28 protein-coding genes and 2 tRNA genes are annotated in these 20,895 nt (G+C 41.4%); 28 read left to right on the forward strand and 2 right to left on the reverse strand.

Translation table 11 applies throughout. From position 1 onward, the window contains the following. Window positions 1-3 precede the first annotated feature (3 nt). From E5329_RS18645 to E5329_RS18745, 22 genes are all read left to right on the forward strand, one after another. The gene (locus tag E5329_RS18645) at window positions 4-525 is read left to right on the forward strand and encodes a phage major tail tube protein (RefSeq protein ID WP_135990904.1); all 522 of its coding nucleotides are present in this window, start codon (window positions 4-6) and stop codon (window positions 523-525) included. Between the two features lie 49 nt (window positions 526-574). After that, a complete protein-coding gene (locus E5329_RS18650; RefSeq protein ID WP_135990905.1) occupies window positions 575-985 on the forward strand; it encodes a phage tail assembly protein in 411 nt (136 codons plus the stop codon). Between the two features lie 144 nt (window positions 986-1,129). Then, window positions 1,130-4,255: a phage tail tape measure protein gene (locus E5329_RS18655; RefSeq protein ID WP_135990906.1), complete on the forward strand. Its 3,126-nt coding sequence runs from the start codon at window positions 1,130-1,132 to the stop codon at window positions 4,253-4,255. Further along, on the forward strand, window positions 4,248-4,469 hold the full coding sequence (locus tag E5329_RS18660; RefSeq protein WP_135990907.1) for a tail protein X: 222 nt from the start codon (window positions 4,248-4,250) through the stop codon (window positions 4,467-4,469). The genes E5329_RS18655 and E5329_RS18660 overlap by 8 nt, the downstream gene beginning before the upstream one ends. Beyond that, entirely contained in the window at window positions 4,462-5,787 is a 1,326-nt protein-coding gene (locus E5329_RS18665) for a phage late control D family protein (RefSeq protein WP_135990908.1), read from the forward strand. Before E5329_RS18660 ends, E5329_RS18665 begins: the two co-directional genes overlap by 8 nt. Next, window positions 5,787-6,194, forward strand: coding sequence for a hypothetical protein (locus E5329_RS18670; protein WP_135990909.1), 408 nt, complete (start codon window positions 5,787-5,789; stop codon window positions 6,192-6,194). The genes E5329_RS18665 and E5329_RS18670 overlap by 1 nt, the downstream gene beginning before the upstream one ends. Then, complete coding sequence (locus E5329_RS18675; RefSeq protein WP_135990910.1) at window positions 6,194-6,706, forward strand: phage tail protein; 513 nt, start codon at window positions 6,194-6,196, stop codon at window positions 6,704-6,706. The genes E5329_RS18670 and E5329_RS18675 overlap by 1 nt, the downstream gene beginning before the upstream one ends. A gap of 6 nt (window positions 6,707-6,712) precedes the next feature. Further along, window positions 6,713-7,054 (forward strand): hypothetical protein, encoded by a 342-nt coding sequence (locus E5329_RS18680; protein WP_135990911.1) that lies wholly within the window; start codon window positions 6,713-6,715, stop codon window positions 7,052-7,054. Beyond that, complete coding sequence (locus tag E5329_RS18685; RefSeq protein WP_135990912.1) at window positions 7,020-8,165, forward strand: baseplate assembly protein; 1,146 nt, start codon at window positions 7,020-7,022, stop codon at window positions 8,163-8,165. The genes E5329_RS18680 and E5329_RS18685 overlap by 35 nt, the downstream gene beginning before the upstream one ends. After that, window positions 8,158-9,072, forward strand: coding sequence for a phage tail protein I (locus E5329_RS18690; protein WP_135990913.1), 915 nt, complete (start codon window positions 8,158-8,160; stop codon window positions 9,070-9,072). The genes E5329_RS18685 and E5329_RS18690 overlap by 8 nt, the downstream gene beginning before the upstream one ends. 3 nt (window positions 9,073-9,075) lie before the next feature. Then, entirely contained in the window at window positions 9,076-9,807 is a 732-nt protein-coding gene (locus E5329_RS18695) for a phage tail protein (RefSeq protein WP_135990914.1), read from the forward strand. Window positions 9,808-9,811: 4 nt separating this feature from the next. Next, window positions 9,812-10,228 carry a four helix bundle protein gene (locus E5329_RS18700; protein WP_135990915.1) on the forward strand — a complete coding sequence of 139 codons (417 nt, stop codon included), beginning with the start codon at window positions 9,812-9,814 and terminating at the stop codon, window positions 10,226-10,228. Between the two features lie 320 nt (window positions 10,229-10,548). Continuing rightward, window positions 10,549-11,766, forward strand: a complete 1,218-nt coding sequence (locus E5329_RS18705) for a reverse transcriptase domain-containing protein (RefSeq protein WP_168356688.1) — start codon at window positions 10,549-10,551, stop codon at window positions 11,764-11,766. Next, entirely contained in the window at window positions 11,702-13,420 is a 1,719-nt protein-coding gene (locus E5329_RS18710; protein WP_135990917.1) for a DUF6273 domain-containing protein, read from the forward strand. The genes E5329_RS18705 and E5329_RS18710 overlap by 65 nt, the downstream gene beginning before the upstream one ends. 12 nt (window positions 13,421-13,432) lie before the next feature. Beyond that, complete coding sequence (locus E5329_RS29935) at window positions 13,433-13,603, forward strand: hypothetical protein (protein ID WP_168356689.1); 171 nt, start codon at window positions 13,433-13,435, stop codon at window positions 13,601-13,603. Window positions 13,604-13,607: 4 nt separating this feature from the next. Continuing rightward, entirely contained in the window at window positions 13,608-13,760 is a 153-nt protein-coding gene (locus E5329_RS18715; protein WP_135990918.1) for an XkdX family protein, read from the forward strand. Next, a complete protein-coding gene (locus tag E5329_RS18720) occupies window positions 13,757-13,942 on the forward strand; it encodes a hypothetical protein (protein WP_135990919.1) in 186 nt (61 codons plus the stop codon). Before E5329_RS18715 ends, E5329_RS18720 begins: the two co-directional genes overlap by 4 nt. Before the next feature lie 53 nt (window positions 13,943-13,995). Continuing rightward, the gene (locus tag E5329_RS18725; protein ID WP_135990920.1) at window positions 13,996-14,307 is read left to right on the forward strand and encodes a branched-chain amino acid ABC transporter permease; all 312 of its coding nucleotides are present in this window, start codon (window positions 13,996-13,998) and stop codon (window positions 14,305-14,307) included. Window positions 14,308-14,314: 7 nt separating this feature from the next. Then, a complete protein-coding gene (locus E5329_RS18730; protein ID WP_135990921.1) occupies window positions 14,315-14,689 on the forward strand; it encodes a hypothetical protein in 375 nt (124 codons plus the stop codon). A 12-nt stretch (window positions 14,690-14,701) separates the two neighbouring features. After that, window positions 14,702-15,517: an N-acetylmuramoyl-L-alanine amidase gene (locus E5329_RS18735; RefSeq protein WP_135990922.1), complete on the forward strand. Its 816-nt coding sequence runs from the start codon at window positions 14,702-14,704 to the stop codon at window positions 15,515-15,517. 10 nt (window positions 15,518-15,527) lie between these two features. After that, on the forward strand, window positions 15,528-16,646 hold the full coding sequence (locus E5329_RS18740) for a GW dipeptide domain-containing protein (protein ID WP_135990923.1): 1,119 nt from the start codon (window positions 15,528-15,530) through the stop codon (window positions 16,644-16,646). A 32-nt stretch (window positions 16,647-16,678) separates the two neighbouring features. Then, window positions 16,679-16,987, forward strand: coding sequence for a ribonuclease (locus E5329_RS18745; RefSeq protein WP_135990924.1), 309 nt, complete (start codon window positions 16,679-16,681; stop codon window positions 16,985-16,987). A 61-nt stretch (window positions 16,988-17,048) separates the two neighbouring features. Here E5329_RS18745 and E5329_RS18750 read toward each other — a convergent pair whose 3' ends face one another. Next, window positions 17,049-17,324, reverse strand: coding sequence for a hypothetical protein (locus tag E5329_RS18750; RefSeq protein WP_135990925.1), 276 nt, complete (start codon window positions 17,322-17,324; stop codon window positions 17,049-17,051). Window positions 17,325-17,387: 63 nt separating this feature from the next. After that, complete coding sequence (locus E5329_RS30810) at window positions 17,388-17,693, reverse strand: ArdC-like ssDNA-binding domain-containing protein (RefSeq protein WP_275443461.1); 306 nt, start codon at window positions 17,691-17,693, stop codon at window positions 17,388-17,390. 214 nt (window positions 17,694-17,907) lie between these two features. On the opposite strand from E5329_RS30810, the gene E5329_RS18760 reads away from it, so the two are divergent. The 6 genes from E5329_RS18760 to E5329_RS18785 all read left to right on the forward strand — a co-directional run bounded on the left by E5329_RS18760 (window position 17,908) and on the right by E5329_RS18785 (window position 20,819). Then, window positions 17,908-18,105 carry a ribbon-helix-helix domain-containing protein gene (locus E5329_RS18760; RefSeq protein ID WP_135990926.1) on the forward strand — a complete coding sequence of 66 codons (198 nt, stop codon included), beginning with the start codon at window positions 17,908-17,910 and terminating at the stop codon, window positions 18,103-18,105. A 283-nt stretch (window positions 18,106-18,388) separates the two neighbouring features. Next, complete coding sequence (locus E5329_RS18765) at window positions 18,389-18,532, forward strand: protein phosphatase (protein ID WP_135990927.1); 144 nt, start codon at window positions 18,389-18,391, stop codon at window positions 18,530-18,532. A gap of 144 nt (window positions 18,533-18,676) precedes the next feature. After that, window positions 18,677-19,309, forward strand: a complete 633-nt coding sequence (locus E5329_RS18770; protein ID WP_135990928.1) for a hypothetical protein — start codon at window positions 18,677-18,679, stop codon at window positions 19,307-19,309. A 62-nt stretch (window positions 19,310-19,371) separates the two neighbouring features. Then, a complete protein-coding gene (locus tag E5329_RS18775) occupies window positions 19,372-20,412 on the forward strand; it encodes an IS30 family transposase (RefSeq protein ID WP_135990929.1) in 1,041 nt (346 codons plus the stop codon). Between the two features lie 123 nt (window positions 20,413-20,535). Continuing rightward, window positions 20,536-20,607 (forward strand) — tRNA-Glu (locus E5329_RS18780). A 140-nt stretch (window positions 20,608-20,747) separates the two neighbouring features. After that, window positions 20,748-20,819 (forward strand) — tRNA-Cys (locus tag E5329_RS18785). Window positions 20,820-20,895: the final 76 nt, after the last annotated feature.

A 20,895-nucleotide genomic window follows, 5' to 3' on the forward strand; every position in this document is an offset into this window, starting at 1 on the left:
AGAATGGGACAGGTTGACGAAACTGTTATTGGGTTTGCGGTATACGAGGACGCAACGGAATATTTAGGAATATCAGAAGCAACATTGCCGGAAATTTCTAATATCACAGAGGAAATAAGCGGGGCCGGAATCAATGGAAAATATGAAACTGCCATATTAGGGCAGATTGAAGCAATGACGCTTACGCTTAATTTCAGAACGGTAACAAGAAATGCTATAAAACTTTTCGAGCCGAGGAGGCACAATCTTGATTTGAGGGCAGCACAGCAGAATCAGGACCCGACAAAAGGCATAGTAGGAGTTACAAAAGTAAAGCATATTTTGACGGTTGTGCCTAAAAAGCTGAATCCGGGGAAATTGGCAACGGCAAGCGCAGCAGAGGTAAGCGGGGAATATGCGGTAATGTATTACGCAAGCTACATAGACGGAAAAAAGATGTTAGAAATTGACCCTTTGAATTACATTTACTATGTAAATGGGCAGGATAATCGTTGGGAAGAAATCAAAAAGGCACTTGGAAAATAGGCACGGGAAACCGTGCTTTTTCCTTGCACAAATTTAGGAGGTTAAGACAATGGAAGATATTAAGAGAGAAAACGGACAGGAAGCAGTTACAGAGGAAACAAAAGCAGAAGTGGCGGTTGTGACCGATTCGGACACAAAGGAAAAAGTGCCGGAGGGCGCATATGTGCTTACACTTGCAAGGGATTACACCTATGAGGATAAGACCTATAAAAAATTCGTGTTTGATTTTGAAAGACTTATAGGGGAGGATTTGGTAGACATTGAAACGGAAATGACGGCGGTAGGCGAATTTGCTTTATCCCCGGAAATTTCAACCTCATTCCTGTACAGGTTAGCAGCAAAGGCAGCGGGAGTAGGAAGTGACGTTATATTACATCTTCCAATCCGTGAGTTTGGAAAGGTCAAAAATAAGGCACAAAGTTTTTTAGTGTCAACGGGATACGGCGACAGAACCCAATAAAATGGTTTAAAAAAAATAGCATATTACTGTCAAGGGAAACCCATACAGGATTAGAGTTTTGGCTAAAGCAGACAATTAGGGGGTTGGATTCTTGGATTAAGACATACAACTTGGTAGTCGAAGAGCAGAAGAAAGGAGCGGGAAATGGCAACGGCTAAACAGTTTGAGTTACTTTTTCAGCTAACCGCACGGCTTGGGCCGAACTTTTCCCAATCCTTTAAAAATGCGTCACGAACCATGCAATTACTGCAGAATGATTTAAAGGGTGCAGACAAGAAACTAAAGGACGTATCAGCTTATCAGAAGCAGCAGAACGCCGTGGAAAAGAGCAGACAGCGAGTAAGTGAATTACAGGCGGAGCATGAACGGCTGACAAAGGAAATTGAGGAAACAGGGCAGGCAACGCCGGAACTTACAAGACAACTACAGGCGAATGAAAAGGCATTGCAAAAAGCACAGGACGCAACGGCGAGGGAAGAGGAAAAGCTAGAAGAATTAAGCAATACCCTCCGGGAAGCCGGAATAAATACGGACAATTTAGGGCGAGATACAAACGAACTAAGGCAGCAGTATGAGAAGCTAGAAAAGGCACAGAAGAAAGTACAGGAAATAACAGAGAAACAGGCAGCAAACAAACAGGCTATTTCAGAAACAAAAGCACAATTAGGAGGCTTGATTGGAACGGTTACGGCGGTAGGTGCTGCCATTTATGCCGGACCGGTAAAGAAAGCAGCAGAGTTTCAAGAGCAGATGTCAACCGTAAAATCCATATCTAACGCCAGTGCGGAGGATATGGCGAAACTATCCCAAAAGGCTAAGGAAATGGGTGCAACAACCGCATTTACGGCAGCAGAAGCCGGGGAAGCTATGGAATACATGGCAATGGCGGGTTGGAAAACAGGGGATATGTTAGGCGGTATTGAGGGCATTATGAACCTTGCGGCAGCGTCCGGGGAAGAATTAGGGTCGGTATCAGATATTGTAACAGACGCTTTAACGGCGTTTGGGTTATCGGCATCAGACGCAGGACATTTTTCGGACGTATTGGCACAAGCCTCCAGTAATGCAAATACTAATGTATCTATGATGGGGTCAACATTCCAAAAAGTGGCTCCGGTTGCAGGTGCGTTGGGGTATAGCGTGGAGGATATGTCATTAGGCATAGGCTTAATGGCAAACGCCAGTATAAAAGCAGAGGTGGCAGGAACTAGCCTAAAAACGGCATTGGCAAATATGGCAAAGCCGACAAAACAACAGGCTGCATACATGGATAAGTACGGAATCAGCCTTACAAAAACAGACGGTACAATGAAATCGTTTGGCGAGGTGGTGGAAAATCTTAGGGGCAGCTTAGGCGGTTTATCAGAACAGGAGCAGATTGCAGCAGCAACGGCGATTTTCGGAAAAGAAAGTTTTGCGGGTATGCTTGCTATTGTAAATGCTTCCGAACAGGATTATAACAAGCTGACCGAAGCGGTATATAATTGTGACGGTGCAGCTAAACGAATGGCAGAAACGAAACTTGACAACCTAAACGGCAGTATCACGCTTGCAAAATCAGCGTTTGACGCTTTACAGGTAGAGTTAGGGGAGTTGTTACTCCCAACACTTACAGAGGGCGTAAAGAAATTTACGGACATAATAACCGTGGTTACAACATTTGTAAGGGAAAACCCCGGAGCGGTTAAAGCGATTGCAAAAATAGTAGCCGGGTTGGTTGGACTGAAAGCCGGGGGATTGATTGCGAAACTTGGATTTTTAGAAGTTAAAGGCGGTATACTGTCAATTCAAAAGGCTTTTACCATGATTAAAGGCTTGGGGATTACGAAATACCTAAGCAGCATGGGCGGTGGATTCGGTGGAATCCTTACAAAAATATTGCCGTTGGTGGGTGTGATTGCAGCGGTAGGTGGTGCAATTTATTATGTGTCAACCCACTTAGAACAGGTACGGGGATTTATTCAAAATACCTTTGGAGATGAGGGTTTAGCCGTATTTGACAAGCTATGGAGCGTGATAACACAGGTAGGAACGGCATTAAAGGACGCATTTTTTACAAGCGGTACAGGGGTGCTTGATACGCTAAAAGAAGTTTTGCCAACGATATTAGGCACATTGCAGAATGGGTTATTGCCAATCTTGCCTATGATTGTAAACTTATTTGTGCAGATATTACCGCTTTTGGGGCAGATTGTAACGGCTATTCTGCCTGTTTTGGGAGAACTGATAAGCGCCGTTATCGTGATACTTGCACAGCTTGTAGCGGAAATTTTGCCAGTTATCGTACAACTCATATCTGCTATTTTGCCTTTGGTATTGCAGATTGTACAGGCGGTTTTACCCGTGCTTATCGACTTGATAAATACAATAGTGCCTGTACTGGTAGAGATTATACAGGCGGTTTTGCCTGTCATTATTCAGTTGATACAAACGCTTTTGCCTATTGTAATGCAGATTATAGATACTGTTTTGCCTGTATTTATAAATTTGCTTAATACGCTAGTGCCGATTTTTCAGAACATCATACAGGCTATTTTGCCAGTATTGCAGCAGCTTTTACAAGCCTTAGTGCCTGTTATTCAGTTGTTGGCAGAGGTTTTTGCAAGCGTGTTAGGGTCGGCATTGCAAAGCATAGCAAACATTGTAGGTAATGTCATGCAGATTTTTCAAGGATTGATAGACTTTATTACTGGTGTGTTTACCGGGAATTGGTCGCAGGCATGGAACGGAATCAAGAGCATTTTCAGCGGTGCAGTTGGTGGACTTGGAGAAATCATAAAAGCACCATTACGGGCGGTTGTTTCAGCCGTCAATACAGTAATCGGAGGACTAAACAAATTATCAGTGCCGGATTGGGTGCCGGGAATAGGTGGAAAAGGAATTAACATACCGCTTATACCGGGATTTGTAAACGGAACTATGAGAACGCCGGATACATTCATAGCAGGCGAGAACGGCCCCGAACTTATCACAGGGGCAGCAAACAGGAGCGTATTTACCGCAGCACAGACAGGGAAAATATTTAACAACATGGCACAGGCACAAGACCTTAACACGGCAAGCAATGTAAACGCCGGGGCGATTGGTGCGGGTACAATTACAATCCATGTAACAAACAACCCTACAGTAAATGTAAACGGTGGGGAAACAGACGGAATAAAAGAACAGTTGCAGCAGTATGACGAGGAATTTTTAGAAAAGATACGGCAGATTATTATATCTATTCTAAGAGAACAGAAAGAACAGGAGGGCAGGGTTGCTTATGCTTGATACATATATAACCATATCCGGGGATACATGGGATATTGTGGCTTACAAGGTTTACGGAAATGAAATGTATATGGATATGCTGATTAAAGCAAATATAGAGCATAAGGATACCTATATATTTCCGGCGGGGGTCGAGTTGACCCTCCCGGAAATTGATTTAGAGGTATCGGAAACATTGCCTCCGTGGAAACAGGGGGTAACGGAAAATGAGTGATAAGACGTTAGCAAGGAGAACGGCAGTAAAACTCTATTTCAAGGGTGCAGACATATCAAAGGATCTGTCAAAATACCTGTTATCCCTGTCATTCACGGATAAGGAAGAGGACGAAACGGACGATATTAGCATATCGCTTGATGATAGAGAGGGAAAATGGATTAAGGATTGGCTTAATACAAATAAAACAAAAGCAAAAGAACAGGCAGTAACAAAAAAAGGGGAGGTAAAGGTCGGGAACATTGTACAATTCAAAGGCGGACCGGTTTATATATCCTCCTCAGCAGCAGAACCGACAGTAACAAGGGGTGCAAGTAAATGTAAATGCACGATAGCAAACAGCAATGCACACCCATACCACTTAATTTCACAGGACGGAAAAAAGGTTTATGGTTGGGTCAATGCGGAAGATGTAGAGGGGGAAACAGTAACACAAAAGAAAACAACAGCAAAGAAAAACGAAAAAAGGGCGTTCAAAGGCACGGAAATACACGCTATGGTTATCCAAAAAAATCCATATACGGACGGAAAAGACAAAGTATTAGACTGCGGGGTATTTGAGATTGACAGCGTAAATTATACGGGGCCGCCACAAAAATTAACAATCAAGGCTACATCAATACCATACAAAACAAAATTAAGGCAGACAAAGTATAATAAAACATGGGAAAATACAACGCTAAAGAACATGGCGCAAAAGATAGCGAAACGAAGCAGTATGAAACTTATGTACCTGTCAAATTCTAATCCTGTATATAAACGCAGAGAGCAAAGGAATATGACAGATATAGCATTTTTGAAGCGTATGTGCAAACGTGCCGGAATCAGCCTTAAAATTACGTCAAAAACAATCGTATTGTTTGACGCAGCGGACTATGAGAAAAAAGCAGAAGTCAAAAAAATAAAGGCGGGAAAAGGAAACATACTTAGTTACAGTTTTTCTACAAAGACAGCGGATACTGCTTATTCATCATGCCACGTTGTATATACAGACCCGGACACAAAAAAGAAAATAGAAGCAACATACAAGCCGGAAAATGCAAACTCTGACGGACAGACCTTGGAAATAAAACAAAAGGTATCAAGCGTTGCGGAAGCTAAGGAATTGGCTAGAAAGTCACTAAGAGCCAAAAACAAAGGGGAAACAACGGCAGAATTTACACTAATCGGAGATGTGGATTATGTGGCAGGTATCACAGTAAGGGTATACGGATATGGGGAATTTAACGGCAAATACATAGTAGAACAGGCAACACACAGCATTACAGGCGGTTATAAGGTGCAAATAAAATTACGCAGTTGTTTGGAGGGGTATTGATGATAAATGATTTTGATGATAACGACATAAGGGAACTACAGGACATGGTACGGATTGGCATAGTAAGCAGCGTAAATAAGGAAAAAATGACGGCAAGGGTCAAGATAGAAGAACAGGGGATTGTGACAGGGGATTTAAGGATAGTACAGAATACGCCTTTTATGGTTATGGAATGGAAAGACGCAGGGGTAAAATGGAATTATGAAGCTGATTATGCACAACATGACAGGAAATTAGGAATAGGAGATAAATACAAAGAAGAATACCCGGATATTCTGCATACATGGAAAGGTACGTCAGACAGGATTATAAAGGTGTATCCGTGGATACCATATATAGGGCAATGGGTATTATGTATTTTTAAGCCGGAGGGCGAGGGTGACGGCTTTATTTTGGGAGGTATCTAATGGCGAAAAAACAGGCAGCGGTACTTAAAACAGTAAAAAGCACACAGGCAAAAAGAGTAGTGGGAACACTGCAAAATATACGCAAAATTGAAAAGAAAAAAACAGAGCAGAAAGCCGGAAAGATAGGAACGCTTGGAGATATTGTATTTACGGTATCAGAAAAAACAATACAGACGTTTGACGGATTGAAGATTGAGAGCAAGACAAATTACGCAAAACACACACGCCATAATAAAAAGCCGTTACTTGAATTTCAGTACAATGATACAGACGCAGCGAGTTTTACTATTTACCTGTCTGCATTTTTGGGAGTCAATCCTAGAAAAATGCAGGACAAAATAGACAAGTATAGAAAAAAAGGGAAAATACTCACTTTGGTTATAGGCGGTAAAAAGTACGGTACGAAATGGGTAATAACACAGCACTCTAAAGATTATGAAAAATTTGACAATAAAGGTAATTTACTGATAGCAAAAAGCAGTATTTCATTACAGGAATACCCAGAAAGGTAGGGCAGCATGACATACATAGTAGATACAACAAAGGAAAATGAAATAAACTTAGACCCGGCAACGGTATATGAAGAGGTTATACAAAACCTTTATTTCCTTTATTCGTCAACGGAATATGATATACCGCTTGACAGGGGACTTGGATTAAGCGGTGCATACATAGATAAACCGATAGACACAGCAAAAGCATTAGCAACAATAAATATTTACGATAAGACAGAGGAATACGAACCGAGGGCAGAAATCGTAAACATTGACTTTGAAGCTGATTATGAAAGAGGTATATTAAAACCAATAGTGGAGGTGGAAATCAATGACGAATACGACAACGAGGAATATACCGAGTAATTTGCCGGAGGTTGAGTTTGTAGATACTGATACAGAATCACTTGTAAACAAGCTGATAGCGGGGTATGAGGAAATCACAAAAAGGACGCTATATCCGGCAGACCCGGTTAGGGCGTTTATCCTATGGCTTGCAGATGTGATTATACAGGAAAGGGTACTAATCAATGAATCGGCAAAACAGAATTTACCACGGTATGCAGAGGGGCAATATTTAGACTCCCTTAGCGAGATATTCCACAATACACCGAGGTTAGAGCCGACAGCAGCGAAAACAACGCTTAGGTTTTATCTTACAAAAACACTGACGGAAGATTTTATCATAACGGACGCACTGGAAGTAACGGTTGACGGAGAAATAAATTTTGAAACTACAGGACATATAATTTTTAAAGCCGGGGCAGACTATGCGGACGCTCCGGCGGTGTGTACTACGGTTGGAGAGGTCGGGAACGGCTTCACACCCGGACAGGTTGACAAATTGGTATCAGATGAATTTTTGTATTTCAAAGCGGTAACAAATGTTACGGAAACAGCCGGGGGAAGTGAAGAGGAAAAAGACGCAGAATATTATAACCGCATGAGGGAAAGCGAGGAAAGTTATACAACCGCCGGGTCAAGGGGGAGTTATATTTACCATGCTAAAAGCGTATCATCACAAATTAGTGACGTATCGGCAGAGAGTCCGCAGCCGGGAGTGGTTGATATAAGGATTATGTTGCACAATGGGGAGTTGCCGGACATAGAGCTGACAGAAAAGGTACGGGAGTATTTAAGTGCGGACGATATTAGACCACTGACGGATACGGTATTAGTAGCAGCACCAGACACGGTAGAGTTTGACATAGATATAAAATATTTTGTATCAAAGGAAAAAGAAGCAAGCACAAGCGATATTAAACAGGCGGTGGCATTGGCAGTAGAAAACTACATATTATGGCAGACCTCAAAAATGGGGCGGGATATTAACCCGTCCTATTTTAATGCTATGCTTATGGAATCGGGGATAAAAAGGGTTGAAATAAACTCCCCTGTATTCACACAGATACCAAAAGGAAGCGTGGCAATAGTAAGGGAGGAAAGTGTGAACTTTGGGGGTGTGGAAGATGAATAAAATTAAAGACGCTGATTTTATGACAAAATTCCCTCCAGCACTAAAAAAAGATGAATCAATGTTTGCTTTAGGGCAGATTATAGCAGAGGAGTTACATATAACAGCCAACGAAACAAAGAAAAATATCATATACGCCAACATAGAGGAATTATCGGAAACGTGGCTTGATGTGTTGGCGTATGAGTTGCACGTTGACTGGTACGATTATGATTACCCGGTAGAAATCAAAAGGAAAATCATAAAAAACAGCATAAAGGTACACCAAAAATTAGGAACAAAATATGCGGTGGAAACAGTGTTGCAAGACGTATACAGGACGGCAAAAGTCGTAGAATGGTTTGATTATGAGGGCGAACCATACACATTTAGGATTACAGTAAATATCGGAAACGAGGGATTGAGTGAAGATACAAGCCGTGAGATTGTGGAAAAAATGCAGTTTTACAAGAATTTACGTTCCCGTTGTGATGGTATTTTTTATATTTTGAGCGTTGAAAAAGCAATGGTTAAGGCGGTTGCCTTGCATGAGGTAGGAACAACGCTAAAAGTAAAGCCATTATTGCAGGAAAACATAAAGGTAGCAGGGGAAGTAGAACTAAGGGCCGTTATGCTTGAAAGGCTGGAATTAAAAGTAAAACCACTATTACAAAAAAGCATAAAAGCAGCAGGGCAAAACGATATAAGGGCAGCAACGCTTACAGGTACAACATTGAGAGTAAAACCGTTGCTTGATACAGAAATCACGACAGGAACTAAAAAAGCCATTACCGCCTATTTACAGGCGTTAAACAGCATAAAGGTAAAATACTATACCACAGACGCTTTAAGGACGGGAATGGAAGCAATAGGAAGCGTGAAAGCGTATCACAAAAGCAAGCTGACAATGAGCATAAGAAAGGAGCAGTAACACATGGCAAGTACATACTTTACAGTTGTGACCGATTCGGGCACAAGAAAAATGCTTGAAGCATTGGACAAAGGCGAAAAACTAAGTATTACGGAGTTTGCGGTAGGAGATGGTGGGGGGAGATTTTACACCCCGGCAATGAGCGCAAAAGAATTAAAAAACGAGGTATGGAGGGGACCGGTAAACGCCTGTTATATAAGCGAGGAATCCGAAAACCTTTTAATCATTGAATCCGTGATACCGTCAGACACAGGAGGTTTTACAATCCGTGAAATGGGGGTATTTGATAAAGACGGCACATTGATAGCAATATGCAATACCCCAGACACACAGAAAGTAAAGGTGTCAGATGGCGTTGTGCATGAACTTGATTTATCTATGGAAATAGCATTAGCCAATACGGACAGTGTGGAGTTGATTGTAGACCCTACAGTGGTAATGGCTACGAAAAAAGATATTGAGCGTTTAAGGCTAGAGGTAAAAGCACAGATTGAAGCAATAAACGCAACAACACAGGAACAGATACAGGAAGCGTTAAGTATTGCCGGGAGTTTTGAAAAAAATATGGACGGCATGAAAAGGGATATGCTTAAAATGGCAATGACAGTAGCAACGCTTACGGACGCTGACGCAATAGATTCTGAAAACGCCGTTATAGAAACATTCGCAGACAACAATGATGTAATCATGGTTAAAGGTGCGTTCGATTCTGTAAACAAGTGCGTGTATGCATAAGCCTATGAGTGTACGAACAGGGGAACGGACGCAGGGGGATTTGACAGTTATCGTAAAAGCTAAAGAAATGGTTATATATACTTTACGGATAACGAATAACGAAAAAAATTTCCCAAAGCGTTACAGGTTGTCGGTAGTGAATAAGATACAGGATAAAGCCTTTGAGATTGTCACTTGCCTAATTGAAGCAAACGAAATTTATCCGAGGACAAAAGCGGAACTACAGTACAGACAAATGCGACAACGGCAGGCTATGGCATATTGTCGTAGTCTTATGGCAACGGTTGATATTTGCAAAGAACTGTTTTCTCTTAGCAGTGATAAAGTGGCATTTTGGGCGAAATCTGTTTTTGAAGTTAGGACGCTGACGGCAGCATGGTTTAAGAAAGACGAGGAAAGATTTAAAGATAAGTTTAAGTAAATAATTTGGGGTATATTCTGTAAACGCCGAACGCTTCCAATTCCTACAATGCTCGCAATGTGAATACGGACGGCACGCTCAACAACAACAATGCGTACAATGGCAACAATGGCGTTCGCCCCGATTGGGTGGAATATGCGACAGAGTAAGCGGTCAACCGCTGAAATCAGAGGCCCACCACACAAGGAGAGTATATCCCAGTCATAGCAGCGGATAAGTGCATGACGAATAAAGGAGTGCCGACACCCTTGCCCCACATTTGGAGTAGTTGCGGTTTTGTACTCATTTGTATGCGGTGCGGATTTTTAGAAAGAGGAACAATGATAACAAGAAAAGAAAACGAATATGACGATTACGGGATACTTACGGATTTTGAAAAACTGTATCAGGCACACAGAAGTTGCAGAAAAGGAAAAAGGTGGAAAGACAGCGTAGCAACATACGATATAAGGGCATTGGAGAGTACGCTTTACCTACAGTATCTTTTGCAGACAGGGCAATACAGAATGGGTAAGTATCATTGTTTTACTGTAAACGAAAGAGGAAAAGAAAGGAACATCAAAAGCACACAGTATAAAGACAGGGTAGTACAGAAAAATCTTTGCGACAACATTTTAACGCCGAGAATTACCCCTACATTCACATGCAGTAATGGAGCAAGCCTTAAAAATAAAGGCACAGATTTTACGCTTGACTGTCTGAAAGAGGATTTAAGGCATTTTTACAAAAAACACGGTACAAGCGGATTTATCCTTGTATCTGATTTTAAAGGATATTTTGACAGTCTGCCCCATGATTTGCTGAATGAAATGTACGAAAAAGAGTTTAAGGACGAAAAGATTATCAAACTAATACGCATGATACACGCAAGTACAGGTGGGGAAGTAGGCGTACCGTTAGGGAATCAGCTATCACAGCTTGACGCACTAATGGCAGCAAGTCCGATAGACCATATGATAAAAGAACGGTTACGGATTGAGGGGCATAGTCGGTATATGGACGATTTTTATTTAATCCATGAGAGCAAAGAACACTTAAAGTATTGCCTTGAAGAAATACGGAAAAAGGCAAATGAATTAGGTTTAAGGCTTAATGATAAGAAAACAAAAATTGTGCCAGTTACAACAGGCATAAATTTTTTGGGATTTCATGTATACCTTACGGAAAGTGGAAAGATTGTTTTTAGAGTAAAGGCAAAAACAAAGAGCCACGAAAGGCAGAAACTTAGGAAACAGAAAGAAAAGGTTGAACGCCGGGAACTGACATTTGAAACGGTCAAGGAATCCTATCAAGCATGGAAAGCACACGTTAAGCGTGGGAATACCTATTATGTACTGCAGGAGATGGATTGTTATTTTTATGGCTTATTCATAAATTACTTATCCGAATCAGAAAAGGCAAGATATGAAAAGTTGAAAAAATACAGTAAACAAAGGCAAAGAAAAAAGAAGCAGAAACAGGAGGTTAAAAACAATGCCAAAATTACTAAGCAGCCTACCAGTGGGGGCGAAGGTAAAAGATACACAGACAGCCTATAACGGGAAGCCTATATTGTTTACCGTTATGGAACACAACCACACAGGGGACCCGGCGGGGTCAACAGCGTTGATTACGTCAAACATCATAACATTAAAATGTTTTGACGCTATTGAAGCAGGAAACAGTGACAGCAACCGCAAACAGTACGGAAATAACCGTTACTTGTACTCTAATATAAAACAATGGCTGAACAGCGAAAAGGCAGCAGGGCAGTGGTACGCAGCACAACATAGCGCAGACGCACCGCCAAACAATGGTAATGTATGGAGTAATAATAATGAGTATGACGGGGAAGCCGGATTTTTAACAAATTTTTCTGCACAGCTTAAAGCAACACTTATGACAGTGACAAAAAGGGTTGCAAAAAATACCGTTATAGATGGTGGCAGTTACGAAGATACAACACAGAAAATTTTCCTGTTATCCAATACGGAAGTTGGATTAGCCAATGAAAATAACATTGCAGAGGGAAGCATATATGACTTGTTCAAAACGGCGAGTAACCGCATTGCATACCCAACAGCGGAAGCAGTGGCAAAATCGGAGTATAAAAGTGGCAGTTTAGCAGTGGGCAAGCCGTGGTGGTGGTGGCTTAGAACGCCGGACGCTTCCCATTCCTACTATGCTCGCCGTGTGAATACGGACGGCACGCTCCACTACAACAATGCGTGCAATGGCGGCGGTGGCGTTCGCCCCGCTTGTGTCGTATCCTCTTCTATCCTTGTATCTGACGCAGCCGATACAGATGGGGCATATACAATAATTTGGAATGCGCCACCTGTAATTACAACGGATGGAGAAAACTTAGGAGATAAAAATGCACCGTTCGATATAGAATACACAATCACGGACACAGACAACGACAGTGTAACAGCAACCGTAAAACTGGACGAAGAAACAGTACAGACAATAGACCAGATAGTTTTGGGGCATAAATATAGCGTGAAAATATCAGCCACAAAGATAAATTCACTTGCACAGGGGCAGCACACACTAACAATCAGTGCGGTGGATACATACGGAAACAGAAGCACAAAAACGGTAACATTCAACAGGATAACATCAAGTATTGCAATAAGCGGAACGGACTCCGACATAGGGAATAAGTGGAAGCCTTTTGAAGTGACATATCAAGTCAACGATTCGGAATTTAAAAGTATCGACATAACGGAGTATATAGACGATACAGAGGTAAGGACGATAAGTGAAGCACCGCAGAGCCAAAATATAGCCTTTGACCTGTCCGGGTTTGACTTACTGGAGGACGAACAGGCACACAGGCTGACAATTAAAGCAGTCAATTCAGACGGCGCGGAGGCATACCGCTATATTGATTTTACAAAACTGTACAGGGAATTGAGTTTTGAAATAAAGCCGGTGGAAACGGACGCACCTGCAGGAAAGATTATGCTTAATATTGATTATGACAAGACAGGAAACCCGGATATTATGGTAGAGGTTACGAACTGTGCTTACAATGCGGAGGTTATTTGGGAAAATGCAACAGAAGCATTTAAGAACAAAAAAGCCTATCATTTTGCCAATACAGAATTTGACGAGGAAAAGTACGGAGTTTCTGTCCGGGTAACGGTAACGAAAAACAGTAGCACTGAAAGAGTGTATGTATTCGCTATCGGATATTGTTTTGATTAAGGAGGTGCAAAAATGGAACGAATAAAAGAAAAAAGCCTTGCGGAAAAGAGGGCGAGAGAGAATGTCATTCCGGAAATGGAGCAGTACATTACGGAACTGGAATTAAGGGACATTGAAAAAGATTTAGCAATCACAGATTTAGAATTGGCGGTTTTGGAACTGCAGCAAACGAAAGGAGAATAATACAATGGCAAAAACAGCATATTCAGCAAGATTTAAGACACTACAGGAGCGTTACAACAGGGGCGGTTGCACAAAAGAACAGCTTAGGCAGTTTGTGAGTTACCATGTAATCTCAAAGGCAGAATACAAAGAGATTACAGGCGAGGACTTTGAATGATGACCGCCCTAGAGGTGGCGGAGAGCCTAAAGGAAATTATTAAGGCGCAGTCTGAAATAATCTATGATATGGCACTAGAGATGGAACATAGCAGGGATACAGGAGGTTTTATAGCAGACAACGTAAGCATGAGGATTAAAAAGGCAGCAAAAGCCTTACAGGAAGCAAGCGAAAATTTGTAAAAAGGAAGTGCGGTTTTTACCGCACTTTTCCTTTATCAGAAAGGAGCAGAAAGATGTACATTGATTCGGCAACGATAATTACCATTGCGGGGGTGCTTGGCGCATTAACGGCGATAGGGGCCGCAGCTTACAGGGTAATAAAATGGTTTCAAGAACAGGAAAAACAGACAAAGGATATTGAGAAATTAAGGAAACAGGAAAAGAAAGATATTGAAGATATGCAGGACGAATTGTGTTTGCTTACATATGCGGTATTGGCGTGTCTGAAAGGATTAAAAGAACAGGGTTGTAACGGGCCTGTCACAGAAGCAATAGGGAAAGTGGAAAAACATATAAACCAAAAAGCACACAGGCAGGAGGAATAAGCGGAAAATGAAATATTTTATATGCGTTATCGGGGGAATCCTTTTAGGATTCTTTATTTTTTGCCTGTTATTCAGAATTGCAAATAAAAGATGGCGATTGAAAAAACAGGACAAAGGGAAGAGGGCAAAGCCTAATTTCACAAAAGCGGTATTGGTTGCCGTTTTGCTTACCTATTTTATCGGGTTGGCTATTGGTATCAAAGTTACGCTGATAGACTTTAGCCAGTTTGGGGTATTGGCAACGTACATAGCAGCACCGACAACAACGGTTATAGCGTTGTATTGTTGGAAAGCAAAGGCAGAAAACTTGGTTAAAATCAAGCAGGGATACCCGGAGGAAACAAAGGATATTTCGGTTGATTTAAACAATATAAACATTTAAGGAGGCAGCAACATGAACATCAAGGAAAGCATTGTTACTAAAAACCCATGTTACACTTGCGGTAGGACAATCACGGTACAAGGACTTATGATACATTCCGTGGGGTGTCCACAGCCGAAAGCGTCAGTATTTTTCAATAACTGGAATAAGAGCAGTGCCAATGTATGCGTACACGCCGTATTACAGGCAGACGGAACGGTACTGCAGCTTTTGCCGTGGAATCGTAGGGGGTGGCATTGCGGAAGCGGAAGCAAGGGAAGCGGAAACAATACGCATATCGGAGTGGAAACGACAGAACCGGACACAATCAAGTACACAGGCGGGAGCAGCTTTAAGGACTTTAACCCGGCAGCTACAAAGGATTTTGTGACAAAGACGTATAAAACGGCGGTAGAACTTTTTGCCTATTTGTGCAAGAAATACAACCTCAACCCAGAGAAAGACGGGGTTATTATTTCACATTCAGAGGGACATAAAAGGGGAATCGCAAGCAATCACGGAGATGTGGAGCATATTTGGAACAAATACGGCTTGACTATGGCACAATTCCGAAAGGATATTAAAAAAGCTATGAACGGCAGCACGGCAGCACAGGCCCCGGACAAGAAACAGGAAACAACGACAGGTACAGGAGGTTATTTGGTAAAGATAACCGCCGGAATTTTGAATGTGAGGAAAGGTCCGGGAACAAGTTACCCTGTATCAACACAGGTACACGCCGGGGAAGTCTATACCATTGTAGGCGAGGAAATGAACGGCAGCACAAAATGGGGCAAACTGAAAAGCGGTGCAGGATACATCAGTTTAGGTTACACGAAAAAAGTATAGGAGGGCAGTTATGGCAGTGACGGCAGCACAGATAAAGAAAGTTGTCAATGTTGCAAGCGGTATCATCTATTCACAGGAGGGCAACTATGGCAGCGTCAACAGAAACGACAATAAACACGGCATGAGTATAGGAAAATGCCAGTGGAACGCATATTGGGGCCGTGCGTTGCCCCTCTTGCAATCCATTGTAAAAAAGGATACAGAACAGGCAAAAAAGATTTTAGGCGAAAGCCTGTATAATGAGATTGCCGGGAGCAGTGCGGACGCATGGAACAAACTGGAGAGGGAAGCAACCGAAGCGGAGGCAAAGGTAATTTCTGAATTGTTGAAAACGCCACAGGGGAAAGAAGTACAGGACGATTTAGCCGAAAAGGATATAACGGCTTACGTTAAAAACGGCGTAAAAGCCGGGTTGGTATCACAAAAAGCACTTGCCTATTATGCGGATTTAGAGAATCAAGGGGGAAGTGGTGCAAGTAAAAGGATAGCCACAACCGCCGGAAATGAATCAGGGGGCGTTGAAAAGGTAGGGCTTGATAAAATACACGCCTATGCACTGAAAGATAGCGTAATGGGGCAATATGAAAGCCGTAGGGTAAAGGTATACAAGGCGGTAAAAGAAAGCAAGCTGACGGACGTACAGGAAGAAAAGGAACAGGATACCCCACAGACAGCACAGAACGCCACAAAATCGCTTGAAATTGGAGTTAGTGTAACTTTTATCGGCGGTGGCGTTTTTGTGTCCTCAATGGCGAAAACAGCAAGCACAACAAAGGAAATAATCAGTAAGTGCCGGGTAACGGCAACAAATCCCGGAAGCGCACACCCGTACCACTTAATTTCACAGGACGGAAAAGGCGTTTACGGTTGGGTAAGCGTGGAATCAATCAAGGAATTAGCCACAACCGCAGATAATGACCCTAAAACGGTATCTTGTGGGGACCGGCTGACATTTACAGGGGGACCGGTTTACAAGTCATCAACGGCAAAACAGGCAAGCACAGAAAAAGACGTTGTAAGCACCTGTAAAGTAACAGCAATCAACGAAAAAGGCGCACACCCGTACCATTTAATTTCACAGGACGGAAAAGGCGTTTACGGTTGGGTGGACAAAGAAAATGTAAAATAGACCGATTCGGACACAAAAAACGGAGGTAAAGTATGCAGATTATATCAGAATATTCATTTGCCATTATTGGCGTTTTGGGAGCATTGGCTTTTATGGTATCCCTCATTACGGAACTGTTAAAGGATATGCCGGGAATTAAGAAACTGCCTACAAAGGCGTTTGTTATCCTTGTATCCTTAGTCGTAACGGTAGCAGCATTATTGATTTATGTTGCATACGCCCATGCAATGCTATTATGGTATTATGTGGCGTTGGCGGTATTTGCAGCTTTTGTTGTGGCGTATATCGCTATGTACGGGTGGGATACATTGAAAGAGTTAAAAGACAGGTTTGTAAAATAGGATACAGGAAGAAACGGCAGACAACCCCCAACGGCTTACATCAGCTTTTGGGGGTTGTTTTTTATTTATATTCGGGATACGGAAGCAATTCAAGGGGTGTAATACCACATTCTTTAAGGGTTAGCCATTTATGGGAAATAGTGCCGTTGTCTTGCCATATCATAAAGCCTTGTTTCTTTAAATTTTCATCATGCTTGGTAAAGACGCAGCCACAGGAAACAAAGTTTTCAGCAACATATTTTTCACATTCGGAAAATTTCTCCGCTATCCGGCGTTTGTTCTCTTTTCTGACTGCTGCCCTTGCGTTCATATACTTTTCGTATCTTTCAAAATCCATAATATTTTTACCTCACTTTTTGGGATACCGCCGGGGGAATCCCCGGCAGCTTTTATATTGGTATCAGCCTATCTTTTCTACTTGGTCGGCGGTAAACAGAAAGGCTTTTGCTAAGTAATAGTGATTGTTTTCTGTACCCTCTGTATTTTCGTCCGCCTCCTCACTTTTCTTTGCCTTGTTTGTGAATTTCCAAAGGCGGGTAGTGATTCGTGCGTGTTCTCCCTTTTTTACAATGTATCCGGCACTTTTCCATGCTTGGAATGTATGTAAAGGTATCATGTGACCGCTTGAAAGTATATCCTCTATTTGTTCCTTTGTATATAACCCGTTTGCCAGTGCTTCATTGATAATAATTTCTGTATTTGTCATTTCTTTGTACCTCCGTTTTTTGTTTTTGTTTTCCTTTGATGATTTTATTATATACTTGTGCAAGTATATTTTCAACCCGGAATAGCGCACAAAAATACTTATGCAAGTATATAAATAAGTTGTGCAGATTGTATACTTGCATAAGTATAAAAAGTATGATACAATCCCAATAAGACATTTACTGATATTATCAGATGATACAGGAGGTGGAAGAATGGCGAACACAGAGGACAACAGGGCAAGCCGTACCAAAAGCAAAAACAAGTACAACGCTAAAGCATATGACAGATTTTCGGTCGTTGTGCCAAAAGGGGAAATGCAGGAAATAGACAGGGCAGCAAAAGAACAGGGATATAAGAGCCGTAACGAATTTGTGATAGCAGCAATCAATGAGAAGAGAGGGGTGCAGTAATGCTTGAAATTGCAAGAAATTTATATAATTTTATATTTGGGTTAAGAATCAAAATAAAGATAATGCCGGAAGCTGATTTTATTTCTTTGCTATTGGATAATTCGTTAAGCACGGAGCAACGGGTTTATCTGTTTTACTTTAGGTATTGTTAAAAATAGAGTTGACATGTAAGGAATATCGTACAATAATAATTTCAAAAAGTGTCGAAAAACTATTGACAATATACTTGTGCAAGTATATAATATATATTGTAACAAGGGAATGGCAGGAAAGGAGATATTGAATGGAGCAAGATGAAATGAACTTAGCAGAATTATTAAAGCAGACGGCAGAGGAAAACCAAACAAGAAAGATTTTGGAAATCTTATCAGAGTGTAAGGACTTGGACGAAGCCAAAGAAAAAATAAAAGCCTTACTGAATAAGTAAGACATAAAAGGGAACACATGAGGGGCAGATACCAAAACAATCCTGCTGACTGCCCCTTGTGTTAAAACAATAATAGCAGGATAAAACGGAAAAATCAAGTATTATAGACCGATTCGGACACAAAACCAAAGGAGGCAAATTGCTATGAAGAAAAAGTATTTTATTATTGGTGCGGTCGTTGTGGTACTTTTGGGGTATGGCTTATTGGCAAACAGCAGTAAGGACGATACACAGGAAACAGGACAGGCAACGGAACAAATAGCACAGAACAACGAAAACGAACAGAAGTTCGGGGTGGGTACTGCTAATATAGCAACCACGGAATCAGACAAAAAAGACGAAGAAACACAGCAGCCGGAAACGGAAAAACAGACCGAGGAAACAGTAGAACACAGGACAGGAGATAATATAGTAGGCATAAGCGATAAGGACATAACGGAAATACACTCAACCAATTATGACACTGTAAGAAATGATGTTACAGAAAGATGGAAATGCTTGGTTTTAGCGGAGGATAATTTTGACGTTACAGAATATGCCCTATCATGCTATAAAAATCACTTTGATTCTGACGAAACTATTTTAGCGGTTATAAACCTCACAACAAAGACCAGTACAAGCATTAGCAAGGTTGCAGGAAATCTATATGTATCAGAATATGAGTATGTGGACGGAGAAGAGCATGACGCAAAAATAATGTTTAGCGGTATGCACTTGGTTGATTATATTGTATATATAGATAATGGGGATGTAGAAAAAGTAACCGAAGAGGATTAAAAAAGCAAGACAGGGCAGCAGGGCATAAAAACCTTGCTGCCCTTTTTGTTGGAGGTGCGACTATGAGAAAATTTAAGCAAATGACACATAACGACAGGATAAAAATGGAAGCGTTGTTAAATGCCGGACATTCAAAGGCAGAAGTGGCAGAGCAATTACATTTTCACAGAAGCAATATATACCGAGAATACGATAAAGGGAAATACATACATAGAAATTCAGATTATACGGAAGAGGAACGATATAGTAGCGATTTAGGGCAGAAAGCACACGATTACGCACAAGAGGGAAAAGGCAGGGCATTAAAAATAGGGAACGACAGGGAATTAGCAGAGTATATAGAAAGCAAAATAGTAGATGATAAATTTAGCCCGGAGGCAGCACTGGCAGAGGTCAAAAGGTCGGGCATTGAATTTAAAACGACAATCAGCGTAAGGACGCTTTACAGATATATAGACAACGGAATATTTTTGAAGCTGACAAACAAAGACCTACCTATTAAGAGTAAGAAGAAAAAACACAATAAGAAAGTCAAAGTGCAGAAAAGGGCAAGTGCGGGGGAAAGTATCGAGAACAGACCAGAGGAGGTAAAGAATCGGGAAGTATTCGGGCATTGGGAAATGGATACAGTCAAGGGGCAGCGTGGGGTTACAAAATCCTGTATGCTTGTGCTGACGGAAAGAAAGACCCGTGATGAAATTGTTGTTAAGCTGAAAGACCAAACAGCAGCCTCCGTTGTTGAAGCACTGGACAGACTGGAGAGGAAATGGGGGGATATGTTTAGTAGCATATTCAGAAGCATAACCGTAGATAACGGGGTAGAGTTTGCAGATTATGAGGGTATGGAAAAATCCGTATTGAACAACGGGGAAAAACGTACCTTTGTATTTTACTGCCACCCGTACAGTAGTTGGGAACGTGGAACAAATGAAAATAATAATAGGCTTATCCGTAGGCACATACCAAAAGGGGTAGATTTTGACGATAGGACAGACGAAGAGATAGCATTTATTGAAGAATGGATAAACAATTATCCGAGGGGGATTTTTGAATACAGGACATCAGCGGAGTTATTCGAGGAAGAAATACAGAAATTGGCATAAAAATTTTTTTAGAAAAGTTGTCGCAAAACTATTGACAAAATATAGAGCGTGAAATTTTTAAAAAAAGTACTTGCAAAAAGAATAAAGTTATGATAACATTGTCTTTGTTGTTGACAATGTTACGGCTCCTTGGTCAAGCGGTTAAGACATCGCCCTTTCACGGCGGTAACACGGGTTCGATTCCCGTAGGAGTCATTTCTGTATCATATCTTTTTTGGTATTTTATGGAATATAATTCTTGACGAATATTTTAATGTTTGTTATAATATAATAAGTTAAGGCATTGGATAATAAGTCTGATGATTACTTATTTGAACATTAAATTATTTAGTTACGGCGCAGTAGCCAAGTGGTAAGGCGTGGGTCTGCAACACCCTGATTCACCGGTTCAAATCCGGTCTGCGCCTCTCAAAAAGCCCGGAAAATCACAATGTCATTAACTTAAGGAAAAGAACAATACCGGATGTCTTTACACCCATTCAT

The organism is Petralouisia muris (genome assembly GCF_004793545.1).
Classification (GTDB): domain Bacteria; phylum Bacillota; class Clostridia; order Lachnospirales; family Lachnospiraceae; genus Petralouisia; species Petralouisia muris.

Excerpts from the sequence above, each read along its gene's own strand:
- E5329_RS18645 (WP_135990904.1), top strand. The coding sequence starts at position 4 with ATGGGACAGGTTGACGAAACTGTTATTGGGTTTGCGGTATACGAGGAC.
- E5329_RS18650 (WP_135990905.1), top strand. The coding sequence starts at position 575 with ATGGAAGATATTAAGAGAGAAAACGGACAGGAAGCAGTTACAGAGGAA.
- E5329_RS18655 (WP_135990906.1), top strand. The coding sequence starts at position 1,130 with ATGGCAACGGCTAAACAGTTTGAGTTACTTTTTCAGCTAACCGCACGG.
- E5329_RS18660 (WP_135990907.1), top strand. The coding sequence starts at position 4,248 with ATGCTTGATACATATATAACCATATCCGGGGATACATGGGATATTGTG.
- E5329_RS18665 (WP_135990908.1), top strand. The coding sequence starts at position 4,462 with ATGAGTGATAAGACGTTAGCAAGGAGAACGGCAGTAAAACTCTATTTC.
- E5329_RS18670 (WP_135990909.1), top strand. The coding sequence starts at position 5,787 with ATGATAAATGATTTTGATGATAACGACATAAGGGAACTACAGGACATG.
- E5329_RS18675 (WP_135990910.1), top strand. The coding sequence starts at position 6,194 with ATGGCGAAAAAACAGGCAGCGGTACTTAAAACAGTAAAAAGCACACAG.
- E5329_RS18680 (WP_135990911.1), top strand. The coding sequence starts at position 6,713 with ATGACATACATAGTAGATACAACAAAGGAAAATGAAATAAACTTAGAC.
- E5329_RS18685 (WP_135990912.1), top strand. The coding sequence starts at position 7,020 with ATGACGAATACGACAACGAGGAATATACCGAGTAATTTGCCGGAGGTT.
- E5329_RS18690 (WP_135990913.1), top strand. The coding sequence starts at position 8,158 with ATGAATAAAATTAAAGACGCTGATTTTATGACAAAATTCCCTCCAGCA.
- E5329_RS18695 (WP_135990914.1), top strand. The coding sequence starts at position 9,076 with ATGGCAAGTACATACTTTACAGTTGTGACCGATTCGGGCACAAGAAAA.
- E5329_RS18700 (WP_135990915.1), top strand. The coding sequence starts at position 9,812 with ATGAGTGTACGAACAGGGGAACGGACGCAGGGGGATTTGACAGTTATC.
- E5329_RS18705 (WP_168356688.1), top strand. The coding sequence starts at position 10,549 with ATGATAACAAGAAAAGAAAACGAATATGACGATTACGGGATACTTACG.
- E5329_RS18710 (WP_135990917.1), top strand. The coding sequence starts at position 11,702 with ATGCCAAAATTACTAAGCAGCCTACCAGTGGGGGCGAAGGTAAAAGAT.
- E5329_RS29935 (WP_168356689.1), top strand. The coding sequence starts at position 13,433 with ATGGAACGAATAAAAGAAAAAAGCCTTGCGGAAAAGAGGGCGAGAGAG.
- E5329_RS18715 (WP_135990918.1), top strand. The coding sequence starts at position 13,608 with ATGGCAAAAACAGCATATTCAGCAAGATTTAAGACACTACAGGAGCGT.
- E5329_RS18720 (WP_135990919.1), top strand. The coding sequence starts at position 13,757 with ATGATGACCGCCCTAGAGGTGGCGGAGAGCCTAAAGGAAATTATTAAG.
- E5329_RS18725 (WP_135990920.1), top strand. The coding sequence starts at position 13,996 with ATGTACATTGATTCGGCAACGATAATTACCATTGCGGGGGTGCTTGGC.
- E5329_RS18730 (WP_135990921.1), top strand. The coding sequence starts at position 14,315 with ATGAAATATTTTATATGCGTTATCGGGGGAATCCTTTTAGGATTCTTT.
- E5329_RS18735 (WP_135990922.1), top strand. The coding sequence starts at position 14,702 with ATGAACATCAAGGAAAGCATTGTTACTAAAAACCCATGTTACACTTGC.
- E5329_RS18740 (WP_135990923.1), top strand. The coding sequence starts at position 15,528 with ATGGCAGTGACGGCAGCACAGATAAAGAAAGTTGTCAATGTTGCAAGC.
- E5329_RS18745 (WP_135990924.1), top strand. The coding sequence starts at position 16,679 with ATGCAGATTATATCAGAATATTCATTTGCCATTATTGGCGTTTTGGGA.
- E5329_RS18750 (WP_135990925.1), bottom strand. The coding sequence starts at position 17,324 with ATGGATTTTGAAAGATACGAAAAGTATATGAACGCAAGGGCAGCAGTC.
- E5329_RS30810 (WP_275443461.1), bottom strand. The coding sequence starts at position 17,693 with ATGACAAATACAGAAATTATTATCAATGAAGCACTGGCAAACGGGTTA.
- E5329_RS18760 (WP_135990926.1), top strand. The coding sequence starts at position 17,908 with ATGGCGAACACAGAGGACAACAGGGCAAGCCGTACCAAAAGCAAAAAC.
- E5329_RS18765 (WP_135990927.1), top strand. The coding sequence starts at position 18,389 with ATGGAGCAAGATGAAATGAACTTAGCAGAATTATTAAAGCAGACGGCA.
- E5329_RS18770 (WP_135990928.1), top strand. The coding sequence starts at position 18,677 with ATGAAGAAAAAGTATTTTATTATTGGTGCGGTCGTTGTGGTACTTTTG.
- E5329_RS18775 (WP_135990929.1), top strand. The coding sequence starts at position 19,372 with ATGAGAAAATTTAAGCAAATGACACATAACGACAGGATAAAAATGGAA.